Annotated in this window: 20 protein-coding genes and 1 pseudogene; 10 read left to right on the forward strand and 11 right to left on the reverse strand. The window is 63.1% G+C overall.

Features of this window, described 5'->3' with window-relative positions:
* Positions 1 to 41: 41 nt before the first annotated feature.
* Positions 42 to 653, reverse strand: coding sequence for a glutathione S-transferase (locus IB272_RS19495; protein ID WP_060529297.1), 612 nt, complete (start codon positions 651 to 653; stop codon positions 42 to 44).
* Positions 654 to 800: 147 nt separating this feature from the next.
* Between IB272_RS19495 and IB272_RS19500 the strand changes: the two genes are divergently transcribed.
* Positions 801 to 1,694, forward strand: coding sequence for a LysR family transcriptional regulator (locus tag IB272_RS19500; RefSeq protein WP_127890042.1), 894 nt, complete (start codon positions 801 to 803; stop codon positions 1,692 to 1,694).
* A gap of 10 nt (positions 1,695 to 1,704) precedes the next feature.
* Here IB272_RS19500 and IB272_RS19505 read toward each other — a convergent pair whose 3' ends face one another.
* From IB272_RS19505 to IB272_RS19515, 3 genes are all read right to left on the reverse strand, one after another.
* A complete protein-coding gene (locus IB272_RS19505; RefSeq protein WP_034787682.1) occupies positions 1,705 to 2,508 on the reverse strand; it encodes a LytTR family DNA-binding domain-containing protein in 804 nt (267 codons plus the stop codon).
* 7 nt (positions 2,509 to 2,515) lie between these two features.
* Positions 2,516 to 3,376, reverse strand: coding sequence for a histidine kinase (locus IB272_RS19510; RefSeq protein ID WP_246810378.1), 861 nt, complete (start codon positions 3,374 to 3,376; stop codon positions 2,516 to 2,518).
* A 122-nt stretch (positions 3,377 to 3,498) separates the two neighbouring features.
* Complete coding sequence (locus IB272_RS19515) at positions 3,499 to 4,593, reverse strand: histidine kinase (protein WP_060604440.1); 1,095 nt, start codon at positions 4,591 to 4,593, stop codon at positions 3,499 to 3,501.
* A 256-nt stretch (positions 4,594 to 4,849) separates the two neighbouring features.
* Here IB272_RS19515 and IB272_RS19520 point away from each other — a divergent pair, with 256 nt between their 5' ends.
* Positions 4,850 to 7,876 carry an autotransporter domain-containing protein gene (locus tag IB272_RS19520; protein ID WP_192444677.1) on the forward strand — a complete coding sequence of 1,009 codons (3,027 nt, stop codon included), beginning with the start codon at positions 4,850 to 4,852 and terminating at the stop codon, positions 7,874 to 7,876.
* A complete protein-coding gene (locus tag IB272_RS19525; RefSeq protein ID WP_034787678.1) occupies positions 7,876 to 8,412 on the forward strand; it encodes an invasion associated locus B family protein in 537 nt (178 codons plus the stop codon). Before IB272_RS19520 ends, IB272_RS19525 begins: the two co-directional genes overlap by 1 nt.
* Before the next feature lie 168 nt (positions 8,413 to 8,580).
* Here IB272_RS19525 and IB272_RS19530 read toward each other — a convergent pair whose 3' ends face one another.
* Complete coding sequence (locus IB272_RS19530; protein ID WP_210339476.1) at positions 8,581 to 9,114, reverse strand: flavin reductase family protein; 534 nt, start codon at positions 9,112 to 9,114, stop codon at positions 8,581 to 8,583.
* Between the two features lie 263 nt (positions 9,115 to 9,377).
* Here IB272_RS19530 and IB272_RS19535 point away from each other — a divergent pair, with 263 nt between their 5' ends.
* The 3 genes from IB272_RS19535 to IB272_RS19545 are packed head-to-tail and all read left to right on the forward strand — an operon-like array spanning position 9,378 to position 10,365.
* The gene (locus IB272_RS19535) at positions 9,378 to 9,701 is read left to right on the forward strand and encodes a metalloregulator ArsR/SmtB family transcription factor (protein ID WP_192444681.1); all 324 of its coding nucleotides are present in this window, start codon (positions 9,378 to 9,380) and stop codon (positions 9,699 to 9,701) included.
* On the forward strand, positions 9,698 to 10,108 hold the full coding sequence (locus tag IB272_RS19540) for an SRPBCC domain-containing protein (RefSeq protein ID WP_060517747.1): 411 nt from the start codon (positions 9,698 to 9,700) through the stop codon (positions 10,106 to 10,108). The genes IB272_RS19535 and IB272_RS19540 overlap by 4 nt, the downstream gene beginning before the upstream one ends.
* Positions 10,109 to 10,149: 41 nt before the next feature.
* On the forward strand, positions 10,150 to 10,365 hold the full coding sequence (locus IB272_RS19545) for a hypothetical protein (RefSeq protein ID WP_034787664.1): 216 nt from the start codon (positions 10,150 to 10,152) through the stop codon (positions 10,363 to 10,365).
* Positions 10,366 to 10,384: 19 nt separating this feature from the next.
* Here the strand turns inward: IB272_RS19545 and IB272_RS19550 are convergent.
* Together IB272_RS19550 and IB272_RS19555 are read right to left on the reverse strand one after the other, a co-directional pair.
* Positions 10,385 to 10,564: pseudogene (locus IB272_RS19550) on the reverse strand (helix-turn-helix domain-containing protein); the annotation flags it as partial.
* Positions 10,565 to 10,704: 140 nt separating this feature from the next.
* Positions 10,705 to 11,598 (reverse strand): LysR family transcriptional regulator, encoded by an 894-nt coding sequence (locus tag IB272_RS19555; protein ID WP_034787658.1) that lies wholly within the window; start codon positions 11,596 to 11,598, stop codon positions 10,705 to 10,707.
* Between the two features lie 122 nt (positions 11,599 to 11,720).
* On the opposite strand from IB272_RS19555, the gene IB272_RS19560 reads away from it, so the two are divergent.
* A complete protein-coding gene (locus IB272_RS19560; protein ID WP_060517861.1) occupies positions 11,721 to 12,416 on the forward strand; it encodes a type 1 glutamine amidotransferase domain-containing protein in 696 nt (231 codons plus the stop codon).
* Between the two features lie 241 nt (positions 12,417 to 12,657).
* Here the strand turns inward: IB272_RS19560 and IB272_RS19565 are convergent, their stop codons facing one another.
* Positions 12,658 to 13,131 (reverse strand): VOC family protein, encoded by a 474-nt coding sequence (locus IB272_RS19565; RefSeq protein WP_060517743.1) that lies wholly within the window; start codon positions 13,129 to 13,131, stop codon positions 12,658 to 12,660.
* A 251-nt stretch (positions 13,132 to 13,382) separates the two neighbouring features.
* On the opposite strand from IB272_RS19565, the gene IB272_RS19570 reads away from it, so the two are divergent.
* Positions 13,383 to 14,147, forward strand: coding sequence for an SDR family NAD(P)-dependent oxidoreductase (locus IB272_RS19570; protein ID WP_192444683.1), 765 nt, complete (start codon positions 13,383 to 13,385; stop codon positions 14,145 to 14,147).
* A 197-nt stretch (positions 14,148 to 14,344) separates the two neighbouring features.
* Positions 14,345 to 15,082: a glutathione S-transferase family protein gene (locus tag IB272_RS19575; protein ID WP_060517739.1), complete on the forward strand. Its 738-nt coding sequence runs from the start codon at positions 14,345 to 14,347 to the stop codon at positions 15,080 to 15,082.
* Positions 15,083 to 15,157: 75 nt separating this feature from the next.
* Here IB272_RS19575 and IB272_RS19580 read toward each other — a convergent pair whose 3' ends face one another.
* The 3 genes from IB272_RS19580 to IB272_RS19590 form a co-directional block, all read right to left on the reverse strand.
* On the reverse strand, positions 15,158 to 15,535 hold the full coding sequence (locus tag IB272_RS19580) for a hypothetical protein (RefSeq protein WP_034787648.1): 378 nt from the start codon (positions 15,533 to 15,535) through the stop codon (positions 15,158 to 15,160).
* 10 nt (positions 15,536 to 15,545) lie between these two features.
* The gene (gene yghU, locus IB272_RS19585) at positions 15,546 to 16,460 is read right to left on the reverse strand and encodes a glutathione-dependent disulfide-bond oxidoreductase (RefSeq protein WP_034787644.1); all 915 of its coding nucleotides are present in this window, start codon (positions 16,458 to 16,460) and stop codon (positions 15,546 to 15,548) included.
* 128 nt (positions 16,461 to 16,588) lie between these two features.
* Positions 16,589 to 17,008, reverse strand: a complete 420-nt coding sequence (locus tag IB272_RS19590; RefSeq protein WP_034787642.1) for a GNAT family N-acetyltransferase — start codon at positions 17,006 to 17,008, stop codon at positions 16,589 to 16,591.
* Positions 17,009 to 17,232: 224 nt separating this feature from the next.
* Here IB272_RS19590 and IB272_RS19595 point away from each other — a divergent pair, with 224 nt between their 5' ends.
* On the forward strand, positions 17,233 to 18,216 hold the full coding sequence (locus tag IB272_RS19595) for a TerC family protein (RefSeq protein ID WP_034787640.1): 984 nt from the start codon (positions 17,233 to 17,235) through the stop codon (positions 18,214 to 18,216).
* Positions 18,217 to 18,303: the final 87 nt, after the last annotated feature.

The raw sequence follows: 18,303 nt of genomic DNA on the forward strand, positions 1-18,303 counted from the left end.
GAAGGGGGCCGGGGCAGCGCTGCCGCCCCGGGGAGCTTGGATCAGGCGGCGAGGCCGACGGCGGTCTTCTCAAAGCCGACGAAGCCGGGCAGGCGCTCGATGCGCGAAAGCCAGGCACGAACATGGGCGTAGTCGGAAAGGTCGACATTGCCTTCCGGTGCTGCCGACACGTAGCTGTAGAGGGCGACGTCGGCGATGGTCGGCCTTGCGCCCACGAGGAAGTCGTGGCCGGCAAGCTCCGCATCGATCTGTGCAAGCACCCGGTGGGCCCTGGAGATCGCCCCTTCTGCATCCAGATTGGCGCCGAAGACCGTGACGAGACGCGCGGCTGCCGGACCGAAGGCGATGTCACCGGCGGCAACCGAGAGCCATTTCTGCACTTTCGCCGCCGCGGCCGGATCTTCCGGCAGCCAGTCGATGCGGCCGAGCTTCTTGGCGAGGTAAACGAGGATGGCGTTGCTGTCGGCGATGACCGTGCCTTCGTCGTCGAGCACCGGAACCTGACCGAAGGGATTGAGCGCGAGGAATTCCGGCGCCTTGTGTGCCCGCGCCTTGAGGTCGACGTCGATCAGCTCGTGCGGCACGCCGAGCAGCGACAGGAAAAGCTGCGCCCTGTGCGAGTGGCCGGAGAGCGGATGGCGGTAGAGTTTCATGGGAGATGTCCTCGAAGAGCTTGAGAACCGTCACGGCCCTCCGGCGGTTCGGAATGAACCGCCTTCGAGATCAACCTATGACTTTCCAATTTTCGGCAGTAGAATGCGATTTCGATAGTCTGATTTCCGAATTATGGAAGGATAAAAGTGGACCGTCTCGACGCCATGGGAGTTCTGATCGCCGTCATCGAAAACGGCAGCCTGTCGGCCGCCTCCCGGCACCTCAAGGTGCCGCTGGCCACGATCAGCCGGAAGGTTTCCGAGCTTGAAACGCATCTGGGCGCGCAACTCATCACCAGGACCAACCGCAGGATCCAGCTGACCGAGGCCGGCCGCGTCTATGTCGAGGCTGCCAAGGAGATCCTTGCCCGCGTCGAAGAGGCGGAACGGGTGGCAGCCGGCGAATACAGCACGATCAAGGGCGATCTGACGGTCTCTGCGCCCATCGTCTTCGGACGCCTGCATGTGCTTCCCGTCGTGGTCGATTTCCTCAAGGCCCATCCCGAGGTCGATATGCGGCTCGCCTTGGGCGACCGGTTCGCCAATCTCGTCGACGATCACATCGACGTGGCGCTGAGGATCGGCAACCTGCCCGACAGCAATCTCGTGGCGACGAAGATCGGCACGGTGCGCCGGGTGGTCTATGCAAGCCCCGATTATGTCGCGCGGCATGGCGTGCTCCGGCACCCGAGCGAACTTGCCGATCACGATTGCATCACCTTCGAAAACGTTACGGCCGCCCATGTCTGGCGTTTCCTCGACGGCGGGCGCGAGCTGGCCGCGCCGATCCGGTCGCGGCTTATCGTCAATACGGCGGAATCCGCCGTCGACGCGGCGATATCCGGTCTTGGATTGACGCGGGTGCTTTCCTATCAGGTGGCGGGCCAAGTGGCGGACGGCCTGCTCGTACCGCTGCTGGAAGACTTTGAGCACCCGGCGCTGCCGGTCCAGCTCGTCTATCTTCCGCAGGGGCTGGTGCCGATGAAGCTCCGGGCCTTCGTCGACTTCGCCGCCCCGCGGCTGCGCGCGGTCCTGCGATAGTGGGCGGCGGCTAGTCCGGCTGGCTGCGTTCGCCGGTCGTCGGGCGGATGTGTCGGGCGTAGGTTCGGCCGACGCGGATCTCGCTGCCGTCGGAGAGAAGGGCGATGAGCGCGGCGAAGGGGGCCTGCTTCAGCCCCACGATACAGTCCCGGCGCACGATCGAGCTGCGATGCAGCCTGAGGAATTCTGCGGGATCGAGGCGACGCTCGAGCGAGGCGAGGCTTTCGTGGTGCAGATAGGACCGGCCCTCGACGTGAATGCGGACATAGTCGCGTTCCGCCTGAAAGCGCACGACCCGGTCGAGCGCGATCCGCACGAATTCTCCCCGGGCCTTGATCCAAAGGTCGCCGGTCTGGGTTTCGTGCTTGCGCAGCGCCTGGCGCAGCGCCGTCACGGTTTCGTTGAGTTCGAGCACCCGCTCGGCGCTCGTGCGTGCGGCGATTGCGAGGCGGGCTCGCTCGATCGCGGTGCGCAGGCGGCTGGATTCGATCGGCTTGGTGACATAGTCGACCGCGGCGGCTTCGAAGGCGCGCAGCGCATAGTGGTCGAAGGCGGTCACGAAAACGACTGCGGGTGCGTGGTCGCCCAGCCGTTCCAGGACATCGAAGCCGGTGCCGCCCGGCATCTGGATGTCGAGCAGGATCGCGTCCGGCGAAAGCTCGGCAACCATGGAGCAGGCTTGCTGCACGTTGCCGGCCGTTCCCACCACCTCGACCGCGGGCATGGCGCCGAGCAGGCGCAGCAGGCGCCGCCGCGCCAGCGGCTCGTCGTCGATGACGAGGATTGAAAGCGGAACAGTCTGGATTTCATTCATGCAAGCCTCAGCGGCATTGTGATTGCAGCTCTGAAACGACCGGGCGTGACGAGATCAGCGGCTGCAGGATGAGGCTTGGCACCAAGGCCTCCTCGAGACCGGTGTCGATGTCCATTCGGAGCCTCATGCGGTCGCAATAGCGCTCGCCCTCGATATGCAGGTAACCGGCCTGGAGCGCGAGTTCGTCGGCAAGCCGCACGTCGTGCAGCGGGTCAAGCTCCAGCGTCGTGCGCAGAAAGTTGGACAGCGACATCACCATGCGCGTCGCGGCAAGGGGCTGCCCCTCCTCGATCAGGCCGGTGATGGAGTTCAGTGTGTTGAACAGGAAATGCGGATTGACCTGGTAGCGCAGCGCCCGCATTTGCGCGGCGAGTGCCTCCTCGCGCGTGATCGCCAGGCGTCGCTCGCGCTCGCGCAGTTCGAAGCTGTAGAGCAATGCCACGAAGAAGAAGGACCAGCCGACGAAGGTCGCCATGCTGTAGACCAGCGTGTAGCCGATGCTGGTCCAATCGGGCGTGATCGGGTCGGGACGCACGATAAAAAGATAGAGAAGAAAGTCGACGCCGGTATTGGCGATCGCAGCCATCAGAGCGGTCGTAAAGCCGACGACGATCTTCAGCGCGATGTGTTGATGGCGGACGCCGAACATCGCAGCGGCGATGCCATAGGAAAAGACCATGCCGCAGGACATCAACAGGAGCTTGCCTGGCGCGGACATGATCGGGTCGATCCCGAGGATCGCCCAAAGAATGCTGCTGATGAGGAATTCCACGAACCAGTAGAGAAAACCGAGCCAGAGCGTCGCGCGCCGCACGCTGGCGATGTAAGCGCTCTCGTCCACCGATCTTGCGTCGTCCTCAGGTTTCATGGCCATTTTTATCCTTCAACCGGCCGCCGATGTCGATTGCCGTTCGTCGGCCAAATCGAGCGGTTTGCAGAAAGGCCCGGACTTTCGACCTTTGCCGGCCGTCGTTGGCCGGAGAGCGGCGATCAGACCAGCCGCAGCGGCATGGTGATCGCTGCCCGAAAACGGTGCGGTGCCACGAGGCCGGATATGAAGGCTCCGACCTCGGGGAACCGGGCCTTGATGCGGTCGGCGACATTCCTCAGTCCGGTGCCGGTCCCGGCAGGTTTGTTCGCCGGGCGCGGCGGCTCGTTCGCCATGTCGTTTTCTACGGAAAGCTCCAGCGTCTCGCCTTGCCTTGCCGCCCGGATCACGATCTCGACCACGCCGATCGAACCGCCCACGCCGTGCTTGATCGCATTTTCGATCAATGGCTGAAGGATGAGGCTCGGGACCAGCGCCTGCTCCAGGCCCGGTGCAATGTCGAGCTTGACCCGCATGCGGTCGGAGAAGCGTTCGCCCTCGATGTTGAGATAGCCGAGCTGCAAGGCCAGCTCGTCGGCAAGGCAAACGTCCTGCATCGGATCCAGCTCGAGTGTCGTGCGCAGGAAGGAGGAGAGCGAGAGCACCATGCGGCGGGCGGTCGTCGATGCGCCCTCTTCGATCAGCCCGGCAATCGAGTTCAAGGTGTTGAACAGGAAGTGCGGATTGACCTGGTAGCGCAGCGCCCGCATCTGCGCCGTCAGCGCTTCCTCCCGTGTCACGGCAAGCCGGCGTTCCCGCTCGCGCAGTTCGTAATTGGCGAGAAGGGCGATGTAGAGAAACGCCCATCCGTGAAACAGCGCCATGCAATAGATGAGGGTGTAGCCGACATTGGTCCAGTTGATTGGGCCCGGATCGCCATGCTCGATCAGGCCGTGACTGAGGAGATCGACGCTGGCATTGATCGCTGCGGCGACGAGCGCCAGGGCGGAGCCGAGCAGAAGCTTGAAGAGGATGGACCTGCCCCGGAAGCGAAAGAGTGCCACTGCCATCGCATAGGACATGAGTGTCCCGTTCAGCATCAGGATCAGGGTGATCGGCGCGATCGCAATCGGGTCATATCCAAGGAAAGCCCAGAGCGTACTGCTGATGACGAACTGCATGAACTGGTAGAGGAGCCCGAGGAAGAGCGTCGCCCGCCGAACGCTTGCGGCATATCCAGCCTCGTCAGGCAAAACCGTCTCATGTCCTCGCACCATGCGAGGTTTTATCCTTCAAGTCCATATGGTTGTCGACCGCCGTTCGTCGCCGAAAACAAGCCGTTTGCAGAAAGCCACAGCCCTTCGACGCCGCAATCTGCCGTTTGCAGAAAGCCGAATTCTCGCTTTTTGCGGGCTTGCTATAGCCGCCCCATGACCCGTGCTTTCCCGGCGAATCCGTTCGCCTGGGATTTGTGCGCCCACGAATGAAAAGGAAAAGGGGCAGACATTGAATACCTGTGCGAAGGCGGACGTTTTGAGGATCAACCTTCTGAGTTCGACGGCGCTCGGTCGCGCCGGCCTGCTCTCGCTGGCTCTGGCCGCCGTGCCACTCGTGCCGTCGCCGGCAAAGGCGGCCGGCTTGCTGGTTCCAAACGACACAACGTGGTCCAGCGACCATACGATCAACGGCAATCTCGTTATCCGCGGCGGGCCGGGCGGCGCGACACTGACGATCAACAATGGTGCCAAGGTTGAGAGTACCGATGGTTACATCGCAGACAGTCGCGGCAGCGTCGGCACGGTCGTCGTCTCCGGGCCGGGCTCGACCTGGGACATCGTCGATGCCAATCCCAACGGCGACCGCATGCTCTTTGTTGGCGGCTTCGAAGGCGGTATCTATGGCGGCAAGGGCACGCTGATCGTCGAGAACGGCGGCAAGGTTTCGGCTAAGGAGACCTATGTCGGTGCCCTGCAGGAGGGCGACGGAACGCTCGTGGTGCGCGGCGCGGGTTCCATGCTAAACACCGAGTTCCTGGGGGTCGCTTACGGTGCACTGACGCTCAACACCGCTACAGTTCGGATCGAGGACGGCGGCCTCGTCAACACCAACAAGACCTACTTCGAAAACGGCACGGTGCTCGTCACCGGCGACAATACGCGCTGGGTCAACACCGGTGAATTCACGATCGGCGACAGCTTTACCGTCGAGAAGGGCGCTGTCGTTTCCACCAACACCGCGATCCTGCGTGAGGACGAGAGCACCGACACCATCCAGGCCGTTATCGACGGCGCCGGCAGCGAACTCAAGGTGGCCGACAAGCTGACGATCGGCGAGGCTGGTCGCGCCAATCTTTCGGTCGCCAACGGCGCCAAGCTTTCGGTTGGTGGCGACATCGTGCTTTCGGGCGTCGGCGGTATCAACAATGAGGGCATGGGCAATCTGACGATCGGCGGTGCCGTCGATCTGAACAATATCGCCGAACCCGTTGCACGGCAGGCGCAGGGCGCCGGCACGGTCAACTCGTCCTCGAAGATCGATTTTGGGCCGCGCCGGGGCTACGTCAACTTCAACCATACGAACACCGGCTACGAGTTCGGCAATGTCATGGTCGGCAAGGGCATGATCTCGAATTTCTCCGGCGAGACCATCCTTACCGGTGACCTGTCGAAGTTCTATGGCAAGGTGAACGTTTCCGGCGGCAAGCTGGTGGTGAAGGGCAACGTCGACACGATCGACAATGACTCGGATAATGGCCCCTTGGACTATAGTGAGACCAACTTCGAGGTCACCAATGGCTCGCTGATCGTCGACGGTGCGACGGGACGCATCGAGGGCGACCGTTTCTATACCGGTGAAGTGAACGTCTGGGGTGAATCGAGGAGCAGTTCGGCCTTCGGCCGGCTTGGCGGCTCGGGCACGGTGGGCAACACCTATATCGACAAGAAGGCGATCATTTCACCCGGCAACAATTCCACTGGCACGCTGACGATCATGGGTCGGCTGGATATGGCGACCGGTTCGATCTACGAGGCCGACATCGCCGGTGACGGCCGCTCCGACCGCATCGTTGTCAAGAGCATCGGCACCAACGACAACACCGGTATCGCGAAGATCGGCAGCGGCACCAATGTGCAGGTGACGGCGCTCGATGCCAACACCAGCTACAAGACCGGCCAGACCTATACGATCCTGACCGCCGACCGGGCAATCGAAGGAAAGTTCGCCGAGGCGATCTCCAAGTCCGCCTTCCTCGAAGTGTCGCTCGACCAGCAGGAAAAGCAGGTCGATCTCAAGATCAAGGTCAAGAACGGCGGCACGAAGCCGGGAGAAGAACCCAAGCCGGGCGAAGAGCCCAAGCCCGGCGAGCCGAAGCCGGGTGAGCCCGAACCCGGTGTCTTTGAAGGTGAGGCGAACACCGGCAACCAGCGACAGACGGCGCTTGCCCTCAACACGCTCGCCCAGAGCGGTCCCTCGCTCGGGCTCTACAACGCCCTGATCCTTCAGGATGGAGATGCAGCACGCCGCGCCTTCGACCTGTTGTCCGGCGAGGTCCACGCTTCGGCGCAGACGGCGCTGATCAACGACAGCAGTCTCTTGCGCAACGCCGCCAACAACCGCATTCGCGATGCGTTTGGCGACGTGGGTGCGGCAAACGTTCCGGTTCTCGCTTACGGTCCAGAGGACAAGATCACGACGGGTGCTGTTGCCGCCGTCAACGCTGTACCCGTCGCGCCGCCGGCAATGGTCGGCTGGGGACAGGTGTTCGGGTCCTGGACCAACACGGACGGCAACGGCAACGCCGGTGCGCTCGATCAGTCGACCGGCGGTTTCGTTACCGGTTTCGACGCGGCGGTCTCCGACAATGCGCTCGTCGGTATCATGGCCGGCTACAGCCGGACCAACTTCGACGTCGACAGCCGCTCGGCGAGTGGCAACAGCGACAATTACCACCTTGGTGTCTATAGCGGCAGCCGGTGGGGCGACGTCGCACTGCGCTCGGGCCTTGCCTATACCTGGCATTCGATCAACACGTCGCGCAATGTCGCCTTCCCGGGCTTCAGCGATCAGTTGAAGGCCGATTATGACGCAGGCACCTTCCAGGCCTTCGGTGAAGTCGGCTACCGCATCGACCTGCCGAGTGTCGCGCTCGAGCCGTTCGCCAACCTCGCCTATGTCAGCCTGCACACCGACGGCTTCACCGAGCGCGGTGGTGCGGCGGCTCTGTCGACCCGGAGCAACACGACGGATACGACCTTCACGACGCTCGGTCTTCGCGCTTCGGCTCCGCTCAGCCTTGGCACAACCGAAGCGAAGCTGCGCGGCATGCTCGGCTGGCAGCATGCCTTCGGCGATACGACCCCGTTCTCGTCGATGGCGTTCGGCACGGGCAGCGCCTTCTCGGTCGCCGGTACGCCGATCGCCGAGGATGTGGCGATCATCGAAGCCGGCATCGACTTCGCGCTGACCGGCAATGCGAGCCTCGGCATCACCTATACCGGCCAGTTCGGCTCCGGCACGACGCAGAACGCGGTCGACGCCAAGCTCGATGTGCGCTTCTGATGCGCAGGTTCGTCTGGCTCTCGACAATGCTGATGGCGACTTTCGTCGCCATCACGCCGCTTCATGGGGAAGACGCCGCCGGCAAACCCGCGGCGCCTTCCCAGCTTTCGGAGACTTACGAGGACTGGAGCGTCGCCTGCGCCGAGATCGAGGGAAAGAAACATTGCCTCCTCTCGCAGCGCCAGTTCCACAAGAGCGGTCAGCATGTGCTGACGATCGAGCTTCGCACTGCGGCCGAAGCCGGGCTTGAGGGGAGCCTCGCGCTCCCCTTCGGTCTTTATCTGGACAAGGGCGTGACGCTTGGCGTCGACGACGCGACCGGCGGTAAGCCGACCCGCTTCCGCACCTGCTTGCCGCTCGGCTGCATCGTGCCTTTGACCTTCACCGAAGCGACGGTTGCGCTGCTTCGTAGCGGCACGGCATTGAAGATCGGCGCGTTCGCCAGCGACAGCCAAAAGGACGTGGCGTTCGCTGTCTCGCTCAAGGGCTTCGCTGCAGCACTCGACCGGGTGATCGCCCTGTCCGGAAAGAGCTGAGGCAACGTCACGGCCTTCGCTTCACCGCCAGGCTTTTGGCCGGTTTTTTTAAGATGCGTAGCCTCCCGGGGCGGGCCCGGTCGTGCGAAAGAGCGCGGCCGGGTCTTCTCCATGGGGGGAACCGAGTGTCGCCATCCGGACGCGCCACCGTTGGTGGGCGCTTTCGGCCTATCGGGAGGACACGTCGATCGCATCGCCGATGGCGTAGAAATGCCCGCCCGCCACATAGTGCAGGCTGCGCGAGGCCGGATCGGCCGCCTCGAACATCCAATGCCCGTCGCGAAACACGCGATCGTCGGCCCAGGCCGCGAAGACTTCGCCGATGAACAGGTCGTAGCGGCTCTCGATCGACGGCTCGCTGATCAGCCGGCAGGCGAGCCAGGCGGAGCAGCCGGTAACAAGCGGAAGATCATAGTCCGGCATGTCGAACAGTTTGACGCCGGCGTTGCGAAGTTTGTCGGGATCGTCGTGAAGGCTCGTGGTGCCCACCGCATGGGTCAGCAGCGCCTGGGCGGCGGTCGGCACCTGGATGACGAACACGCCCGCTTCCTCCGCGAGGCTGCGGGTACGGGTGGCGCTGTCGAGCACGACCGTCAGCTTGGGCGGATCGTAATCGAGCGCGCAGGCCCAGGCTGCCGCCATCACATCCTGAACGCCGCCATGGCGGGCGGAAACCAGGACTGTCGGGCCATGGTTCAGCAGCCGGTATGCCTTTTCGAGAGGAACGGCACGATATGCGAAACCATCAGACTACCTCACCGCCATTGGCGGACATTGACCGATCATGCCTCTTCTATAGGGGCGCTGCATTTCGCCAACAAGCGCAAGCTTTCGCGGTGCCGGAGGGGCGGTACGGCAGCGGCTGCAAGGCACTTGAAAGGGATGGGGGCCGACGAAACATAAGCGTTTGACAAACGCATACCCGATTGGCTATATATCATCTCATAGCCAATCGGGTATGAGACATGACTGAGTTGCAGGACGCGGTTTTTCGGGCGCTCGCCGATCCCACACGCCGTGGGCTCTTCGAACACCTTTGCCGCCAGGGGGATACCACGGTCGTCGGCTTGTTGGCCGATGCCGGGGTTTCGCAGCCGGTCGTGTCCAAGCATCTCAAGATCCTGAAGGCTGCAGGGCTCGTGCACGACCGGCATGAGGGCCGCTACACCTATTACAGCGCCCGGCGCGAAGCGCTCGCGACGCTGGTTGACTGGACGACGGAGATGGCCGGCTTCTGGCAGGACCGCTTCGACGATCTCGATGATCTCCTGAAGAGAATGGACAAATGATCGAAACAACGGAAACCACCCGCTCTGTCGTCGTCGAACGCGACTTTCCCCATCCGCCGGAGAAGATCTGGCGCGCGCTGACGCAGCCGCATCTGATTGCCGAATGGCTGATGCGCAACGATTTCATTCCCGAAGTCGGCCGTCGCTTTACCCTTTCCGCCGATTGGGGCCAGGTCGATTGCGAGGTTCAGACGATCGAGGCGAACCGCTCGCTCGCCTATCGCTGGGACACCAAGGACTTGACCAGTGTCGTCACCTGGACGCTCGCGCCCGCCAGGGGCGGCACGAGCCTGCGCATGGAACAGCGCGGCTTCAGAGCCGACCAAAAGGCCTATTTCCAGGGCGCGACGGTCGGATGGCCACGCTTCTTCACCCAGCTGGAAGACGTCGTCGCGAAACTCGACTGATCGCAGCCTTCACGACCGTTGCTCAAACCCAAGGTGCCAGAATGACCGCCCTGATCCGGAAAATCCATCGCTGGACGTCGCTGCTCTTCTCCCTGGCCGTTGCCGCCATCTTTGCCGGCATGCCAGTAATGACGCTCCCCGAATGGGTCTACTACCTGCCCCTGCCGCCGTTGGCGGTGCTGCTACCGACCGGCATTTACCTTTTCGTGCTGCCCTATCTGGGCAAGCCCGAGGGCAGGATGCAGGCGGCGGAGTAGGGAATAGCGCCAGCCCGGCTCAATCCGCGGACAGAGCCGGGCTGGCAAAGCGCTTGCGATATTCGGCCGGCGTGACGCCGACATGTCGCATGAAGGCGCGCCGGAGCGTATCGGCATCGGCAAAGCCGCAGCGGGCGGCGACCTGCTTGGGGGCGTCCTGCCCCTGCTCGAGCAGGCGCCGGGCCGCCGCGACACGTGCTTCTACGATCGGCCCACCATCGGGCATAAGCGACCAGCGAAGCAGATAGGGCGCAAAATCGCTGCTGATTGTCATACTGCGGATCCGCTGATTGCGCGCGGTGGCACCACGGCCACGGCGCGAACTGACGAGCGCTTCCCTCAGGCCTGCTCCACGAGGCAGTCGATCAATGCTCGGGTCGCAGCCGGTAGGTTTCTGTGCGGCGGATAAATGAGGGAGAAGGGGCGCGACCGGCCACCGAATTCCGGCAGAAGCTCGACCAGGCTGCCGCGCGCCAGGCGGTCGCGCGCGATGAAATCATAGGTTTGGCAGATCCCGAGGCCTGCCTCCGTCAACGAGACGGTGCCGAGCACGTCGTCCTCCACCTGGATCGGGCCATGGGGTATCCAGTCGAGGTCGGCTCCGGCGACGCGCAACAGCCATGGGGCCGGACGCCCGCTGCTCGGCATGATGAAGGGCAGGCAGGTATGTGCTGCGAGCTCGTCGACAGAACGCGGCATGCCACGCCGCGCGACGTAATCGGGCGAGGCGACCAGCCTCAACGGCGCGTCTTCGAGCCTTCTGCCGATCATGCCGCTGTCGGGGAGCTGGCCGAGGCGTATGGCAAGGTCGTAGCCCTCGGCGACCAGATCGACATTGCGGTTGGCAATCGACAGCTCGACGGTGACGGATGGATGCCTCGTCGCGAAGCGGGTCAGCTTTTCCGGCAGCTGGAAATGGCCATAGGTCGTGGGCGCACTGAGCCGAACGCGTCCGGCAACAACGCCGTCGCCTTGAATGGCGCGTTCGGCCTGATCGATTGTCTCGAAGGCCGCCCGCACCTGATCGAGGTAGACCCGCCCGGCGTCGGTGAGGCTGATGCGCCGCGTCGTCCGCCGCACCAGCTGCGTGCCGAGTTTCGTCTCGAGCCTGGTGATGGCGCGGCTCAGCACGGAAGGCGTCGTGGCCAGCGCGACGGCTCCTGCGGTCATCGACCCCTTGTCCATGACGGTGATGAAAGCCTCGACATCGGCGAGGTGATCGAAGCGACGCATTTTTGCCTCTGAAGACCAGATCATTTCCTGCGCGGCGCATTTATCGCCGCAGATGGAAGCAATAAATAAGCAGCATCAATTGAGAGCCGCAATGTCAGGCTCGCTTCAACCAGGAGAAAATGATGCCAGAGACGACATCCGTTCCGAAAAAGCCTGTGCTCTTTGTGCTCACCAGCCATGGCATCAAGGGGGAGGGCGGCCAACCCACCGGCTTCTATCTTGGAGAGGTCACCCACCCGCTTGCCGTGCTCGAGGCGGCCGGCATTGCCGTCGAGTTTGCTTCGATCAAGGGCGGCGAGCCGCCGGTCGACGGGCTCGACCTCAATGACGGGACCAATGTCCGCTACTGGAACGACGAAGGGTTCCGTGCCGCAATCCGCACGACGGTTCGGCTCGATGATATCGATCCCGACCGCTACGCGGCCATTTTCTTCGCCGGCGGTCATGGCGCCATGTGGGACCTGCCACAAAGCCGCGCCGTCGACCGGGTGACGCGTTCGGTGTTCGAGGCCGGCGGTGCTGTCGCGGCGGTCTGCCACGGACCGGCAGCCCTCGTAAACGTCAAGCTTTCCGACGGCCGCTATCTGGTTGCTGGCCGCAACGTCAGCGCCTTCACCGATTCCGAAGAGCGCGCCGTCGGCCTCGACAAGACGGTCCCGTTCCTGCTCGCAAGCACGCTTGTCGAGCGCGGTGCGACGCACCATCCGGCCGCGGACTGGACATCGAAGGTGGTTGTCGATGGCAGGCTGATCACCGGCCAGAACCCGCAGTCGGCGACTGGGGTCGGCGAGGCGCTTCGCGATATCCTGAGTGCCTGATCCCGCGTAGCCGGGCACTTGGAAAGGTTCGGCAAGTCTGTCCCGATCGTGCTGCCGGCGATGCGTCGCCGACAGCGTGAGGCGAACCGGACAGGTGGGGCGCTCGACTGCCATTGCGTTGGCCATGGCGGGAAACCGGAAAAACCGCCATGTTCACCATCCCTGTCGCGTCCGGTTGACACTGCCCGCACACCATTGGGTAAGCCGTGTCGGGCCGGAAAGTTCCGTCGGAGCGGAGGCTTCAGCCGCGCCGCGCCGCCTCGATCGCAGCGACGTCGATCTTGCCCATGGTCATCATCGCCTCGAAGGCGCGCTTTGCTTCGGCACCGCCGGCCGCCAGGGCATCGGTCAGGACCCTTGGCGTGATCTGCCAGGAAATGCCCCACTTGTCCTTGCACCAGCCGCAGGCACTCTCCTGTCCGCCATTGCCGACAATGGCGTTCCAGTAGCGGTCGGTCTCCTCCTGGTCGTCGGTGGCGATCTGGAACGAAAAGGCCTCGTTGTGCTTGAACATCGGCCCGCCGTTGAGGCCGAGGCAGGGAATTCCGGCGACCGTAAACTCCACCGTCAGCACGTCTCCCGCCTTGCCGGACGGAAAGTCGCCGGGCGCGCGATGCACGGCGCTGACCCGGCTATCGGGAAAGATCTCGGCGTAGAAGCGAGCGGCGGTCTCGGCCTCCTTGTCGTACCAGAGGCAGATCGTGTTCTTGGCCATGACGCGTCCTTTCGTTTTGAAGCCGGAGGGGCCGTTTCCTTCACCACCTGCTCTGCGAGATAGGTCGGCGCCCCCGTTTCTCCACCCTGAAATCTTCCCGCACTTGCCTTTGCCCGGCGGAACGCGCGTCGAAGGCATGTGCGCCGGGTCGTCGCATCCGGCGCTTTCCCGTTGGAAATTCAACCGCTGATACCTAATTGTGCGGCTTCGACACGCGCGTCGGCCTTCTCTTCGCGCTTTAGGGGATGCGGATGATACAACTGAATGAAACTGTTGCGGTGGTTACGGGCGCTGGTCGCGGCCTCGGAGCGTCCCTGGCCTATGCCCTGGCAGAAGCGGGGTGCGATCTCGTGTTGTGCGGGCGCAGCCAGAGCGCTCTCAAGGACGTGGCCAAACCGATTGCCCTCAATCTCGGGCGACGGGTACAAACCGTCGCGCTCGATCTTGCGGATGCGAAAAGCGTGGCTGCGGCAGTCGAGGGCATCAAGTCCGAGAACGGACGCATCGATATCCTCGTGAACAACGGCGCCATGTGGCTCGAGGACAGTGACGAGGATCATCCTGATGACGCGGTGCTCGGCGTCGTCAACGCGGCGGTTACCGGGACCTTCCTGTTCACCCAGGGGCTGCTGCCTTTGCTCGCTCACTCGCCCCGCCCGGATATCGTCACGATCGGCTCGATCAGCGGCCTGCCTAATGCCGCACTCCAGACCGTGTCCGTGCCCTTTTATGCTGCCAAGCGGGCACAGGCCGCCCTGGCCGATGGCCTGCGCCAGAAGCTTGCCGGTACGCCCACCCGTTCGATCGTCGCCCACCCGCCATACATTGAGGACATCTCGCCGCTTGATGGCGCATGGGAGGCGGCCGGCAGTCGACGGAAGGGCGAGGCGGCGACGAACCGGGACATCGCCGAGGCAGTGCTGTTCGCGCTGACGCGGCCGCGGCATGTAACCTTGTCGATCACCGTCGATGCCGACGATGGCGGCCTCTATCCGTCTCCGGCTCGCTCCGCCTAGCGGCAAGGCCCTGCCAGGGGCCGATCTCGCACATTGCCGAACGCCCCAATGGCGTTCGGCGAAAATCAGGCATCGTTCGCCGAGATCCTTCAATCTCGATCGTCCACATATGCAGACGATAAGTCCAATTTAGGCCGACTACAGAGGCGCCGTCCACGTCGATATATCCATGACATCAACAATGGAGAAACGACATCATGCACAGTGTCTCTGAACCGATCTTCACCTCAGGCTTTCCACTCGGAAGTTCCGCCGGCCTGGTCACCGCCTTCGAATGGCTCGGCCAGCCCTATCGCCTCACCCGCGTCGACATGCTCGGGGAAATGCGCACCGACGCCTATGAGCGCTTCAACGGTCGGGTCGAAACGCCCGCTCTCGTGACCGACAAGGGCGACGTGCTGACCGAGACCATGGCGATCGCCTTATGGCTGGAGGGGCGCGATCAGGAGCGTCGCATCAGCTTCGCCCCGGGCACTTTCGAGGCGGACCGCATGCACCAGTTCATCGCCTTCCTCAACACCGGCTTCACCGGCGCGTTCTTCTCGATGTGGGTGGCGCTGGAATCCGAAGACGCCACGGAGGAATACCGCGAAACCTTGCGCGCCTTCGGCCGCGAGTTCGTCGCCAAGCGTCACAAGCAGTTGGAAGCGATGATGGGCGACAGCAATTACCTCATCGGCGACCGGCCGACGCTTGCCGATGCGGTCTTTGCCGGCGTGGCCCGCTGGGTCGATTTCCACGAGGCGATCGATCCGAAGGACTATGCGCGCAACTATCCGCGCATCCACGCGCTGCGCCAGCGCATCGAGGCCGATCCGGCCTTCCGCTTCGCAGTGGCGATCGAGGATGGCGAGCCCGTTACCGGCAGCGGTGCGATGAAGGGGCTTGTCCCGCTTGAGGATGTGTTGCGGATGACGGGCGCACTCCGCGCGTGATGTAAAAAAGTGAGGTGGCGCACCGGCAGGCGGTGCGCCACCTCAAACAGTTGGAGCGGCCAGCCGCCGCCGACATCACACCTCGAATACGTCGACGAACGATTCCGGGAAGCTTTGCCGGGCAACCTTCTCGTTGATGACGAGCAATGCTTCGTAGGACACGGGATCGAAATCCTTGTCGACCGGCAGCACCTCGCGTCCGAACAGGAGGTTCAGCCGGGCGGCATCGAGATTGCCGCGCTCGAATGGTTCCGCGCCGAAATGATGCCAGAGGGCGTGGAGGAAGGCCGCATCGATGCGGTGCGCCCCGGAGCCGGGCCGGGCATGGCGGGGCAACGCCTTGATCGGCGTTGCTCCCTTGGGGTTGGCCCGACGGATGACGAACTGGATGCCCGTGCCCGGCATGGCGTAGGGAAAACCCCGGTGTTTCGTCATATCAGCCAGCTTGGCCATTCTATTCTCCTTAGGCGGTCTGCTTCTCGACGATCTTGTCCTCAGTCTTCGTATCGAAGTCGGAAGCGTCGTGACGCTCATGCAATTGTTCGGACGGGTTGCCGCTCAAGCGGTTGACCATGCGGCCACGCTTGACGGCCGGCCGGGCGGCGATCTCGGCCGTCCAGCGCTGGACGTGCTCGTAGCTCTGAACCTCGAGGAAAGTACCGGCATCGCCATATACCTGCCCGAGCGCCAGATTGCCATACCAGGGCCAGGTGGCCATGTCGGCAATGGTGTATTCCGAGCCGGCGAGGAAGCGGTTCTCCGCGAGATGGCGATCGAGCACGTCGAGCTGGCGCTTCACCTCCATCGCGTAGCGGTCGATGGCGTATTTGATCTTCATCGGCGCATAGGCATAGAAATGGCCGAAGCCGCCGCCGAGGAACGGTGCCGAGCCCATCTGCCAGAACAGCCAGTTCAAGGTCTCTGTGCGGGCGCGAAGCTCGCTCGGCAGGAAGGCGCCGAATTTCTCGGCGAGATAGGTGAGGATCGAGGCCGATTCGAACACGCGCACCGGCGCGCCGCCGCCCTTGGGCGCATGGTCCATCAGCGCCGGGATCTTGGAGTTCGGGTTGACGTCGACGAAGCCAGAACCGAACTGGTCGCCGTCTCCGATCCGGATCGGCCAGGCATCGTATTCGGCGTCCTTATGGCCGGCCGCCAGCAGCTCTTCGAGCATGATCGTGACTTTCACGCCGTTCGGCGTCGCCAGCGAGTAAAGCTGCAACGGATGCTTGCCGACGGGCAGATCCTGATCGCGCGTCGCGCCGGCGGTCGGACGGTTAATGCTGGCAAACGCGCCGCCATTGCCCTTGTCCCAGGTCCAGACCTTGGGAACGTCATAGCCGGCGGGGAAATTGTCAGCGGGGGATTTTTCGGTCATCAAATCTGTCCTTGTCTTGGCGGAAACCTCGAACGTCGTGTTCGCTTATATAGGAAGTTTATCAAGCCACCACATCGACTTGGCTGCGAGGACGACCATGCTCAAAGGCCAGACGCTGGAGAATTTTTTTATCGAAGTTGGATGAGACCGGCATCCGTCGGCACGAAACCGCACCGGTCGACGTAGAATTCGCGCAGATGCGGGTCGAAGTCTACATGCAGCCATTCGCAGCCCGAGGCCTTGGCGTGCGTTACGGCCTCTTCGACGAGCAGCGTGGCGTAACCCTTACGCCTCAACGGTAGCGTCACCATCGTATCGAGCAGGAAAGCATGCACGCCACCGTCCCAGGCGACATTAACGAAGCCTGTCAGTGCGCCCGAGATCCGCATGGTGACCCAGCCGAGGCTGAAGCGGTTGACCTGGCTCCACCAGTCGTCATCGGTCAAGGCGTGCTCGAAGCATTCGGCGTGCAGGGTATTCAGTTCCTTGTTTTCAAATGCGCCGCGCCAGGCGAACGCGGGTACTTCAGTCGGATTCTCTACCGTCACGGTTCAACCTCAGAGTTTGCCGGGATCGATTTTGACCACCAGGGCTCGGCTGCCAGCAAGCGCGGCCGAGTTCTTGAAAAAAATCATGGGCCTCCCTTGATACCGGAAAACCGAGCTCCTATCTGCCGCCTAACCCGCTGGTCCGGGCCCCTCTGGCGAGAGCTTCGGCACTCTTGCGATGTCGGACCTTATTCCGACAACATGTGCCGATTGGGGACCCGTCTGTGGACTTTTCCTTCATGTCTGTAGTGTGGCTGGGAACGCCACTGTGGCTGTGGGCGAGCTTTTTCGCCCTCGTGATCGCTATCCTGTCGTTCGACCTTGGTATTCTCCATAAGGAGAACAAGGAGATCAACGTTGCCGAAAGCGTCAAGCTTTCCGCCTTCTATATCGCCCTCGGCCTGAGCTTCGGCGGCTTCGTCTGGTGGTATCTCGGTGCCGAGTCCGGCCTTGCCTATATGACCGGCTTCGTCGTCGAAAAGACCCTGGCGCTCGACAACGTCTTCGTCATCGCCCTCATCTTCTCCTTCTTCGCCGTCCCGCGCATCTACCAGCACCGCGTGCTCTTCTGGGGTATCCTTGGCGTTATCGTGCTGCGCGCGATCATGATCGGCGTCGGCGCGACGCTCGTCGCCGAATTCTCCTGGGTTCTCTATATTTTCGCTGCGTTCCTGGTCTTTACCGGCATCAAGATGCTGGTGATGAAGGAGGCCGAGCCCAACGTTTCGGACAACGCGCTCGTGCGCTTCATGCGCAGCCGTTTCAACGTCACCGAGGAACATCACGGCGAGCGCTTCTTCGTGAAGCTCGTCAACCCGAAGACCGGCAAGATGACCTGGTTCATCACGCCCCTTTTCATGGCGCTGGTCATGGTCGAGGTGGCCGACGTGATCTTCGCCGTCGACTCGGTTCCCGCGATCTTCGCGATCACCACGGACCCGTTCATCGTCTACACCTCGAACATCTTCGCTATCCTCGGCCTGCGCGCCCTCTACTTCGCGCTCGCTGCCATGATCCATCGCTTCCGCTACCTGAAGCCGGCGCTGGCCGTCGTCCTGATCTTCATCGGTTCGAAGATCTTCGTCGCCGATCTCCTGGGGCTAGAGAAGTTCCCCGCGGCCCTGTCGCTCGGTGTCACCTTCGCGATCATCGCTTCGGGTGTTGTCTGGAGCCTGGTCAAGACCAAGGAAGAGCAACTGCCGGCATAACGCCCGGGCTCATCCGACCGTGACGAGAAACGCGGCGGCCTTCGAAAGGGGGCCGCCGCGATCTTTTTGGCCTTGCCGAGCGTGGGG

Source organism: Ensifer sp. ENS08, assembly GCF_014852195.1.
Taxonomy (GTDB): domain Bacteria; phylum Pseudomonadota; class Alphaproteobacteria; order Rhizobiales; family Rhizobiaceae; genus Ensifer; species Ensifer adhaerens.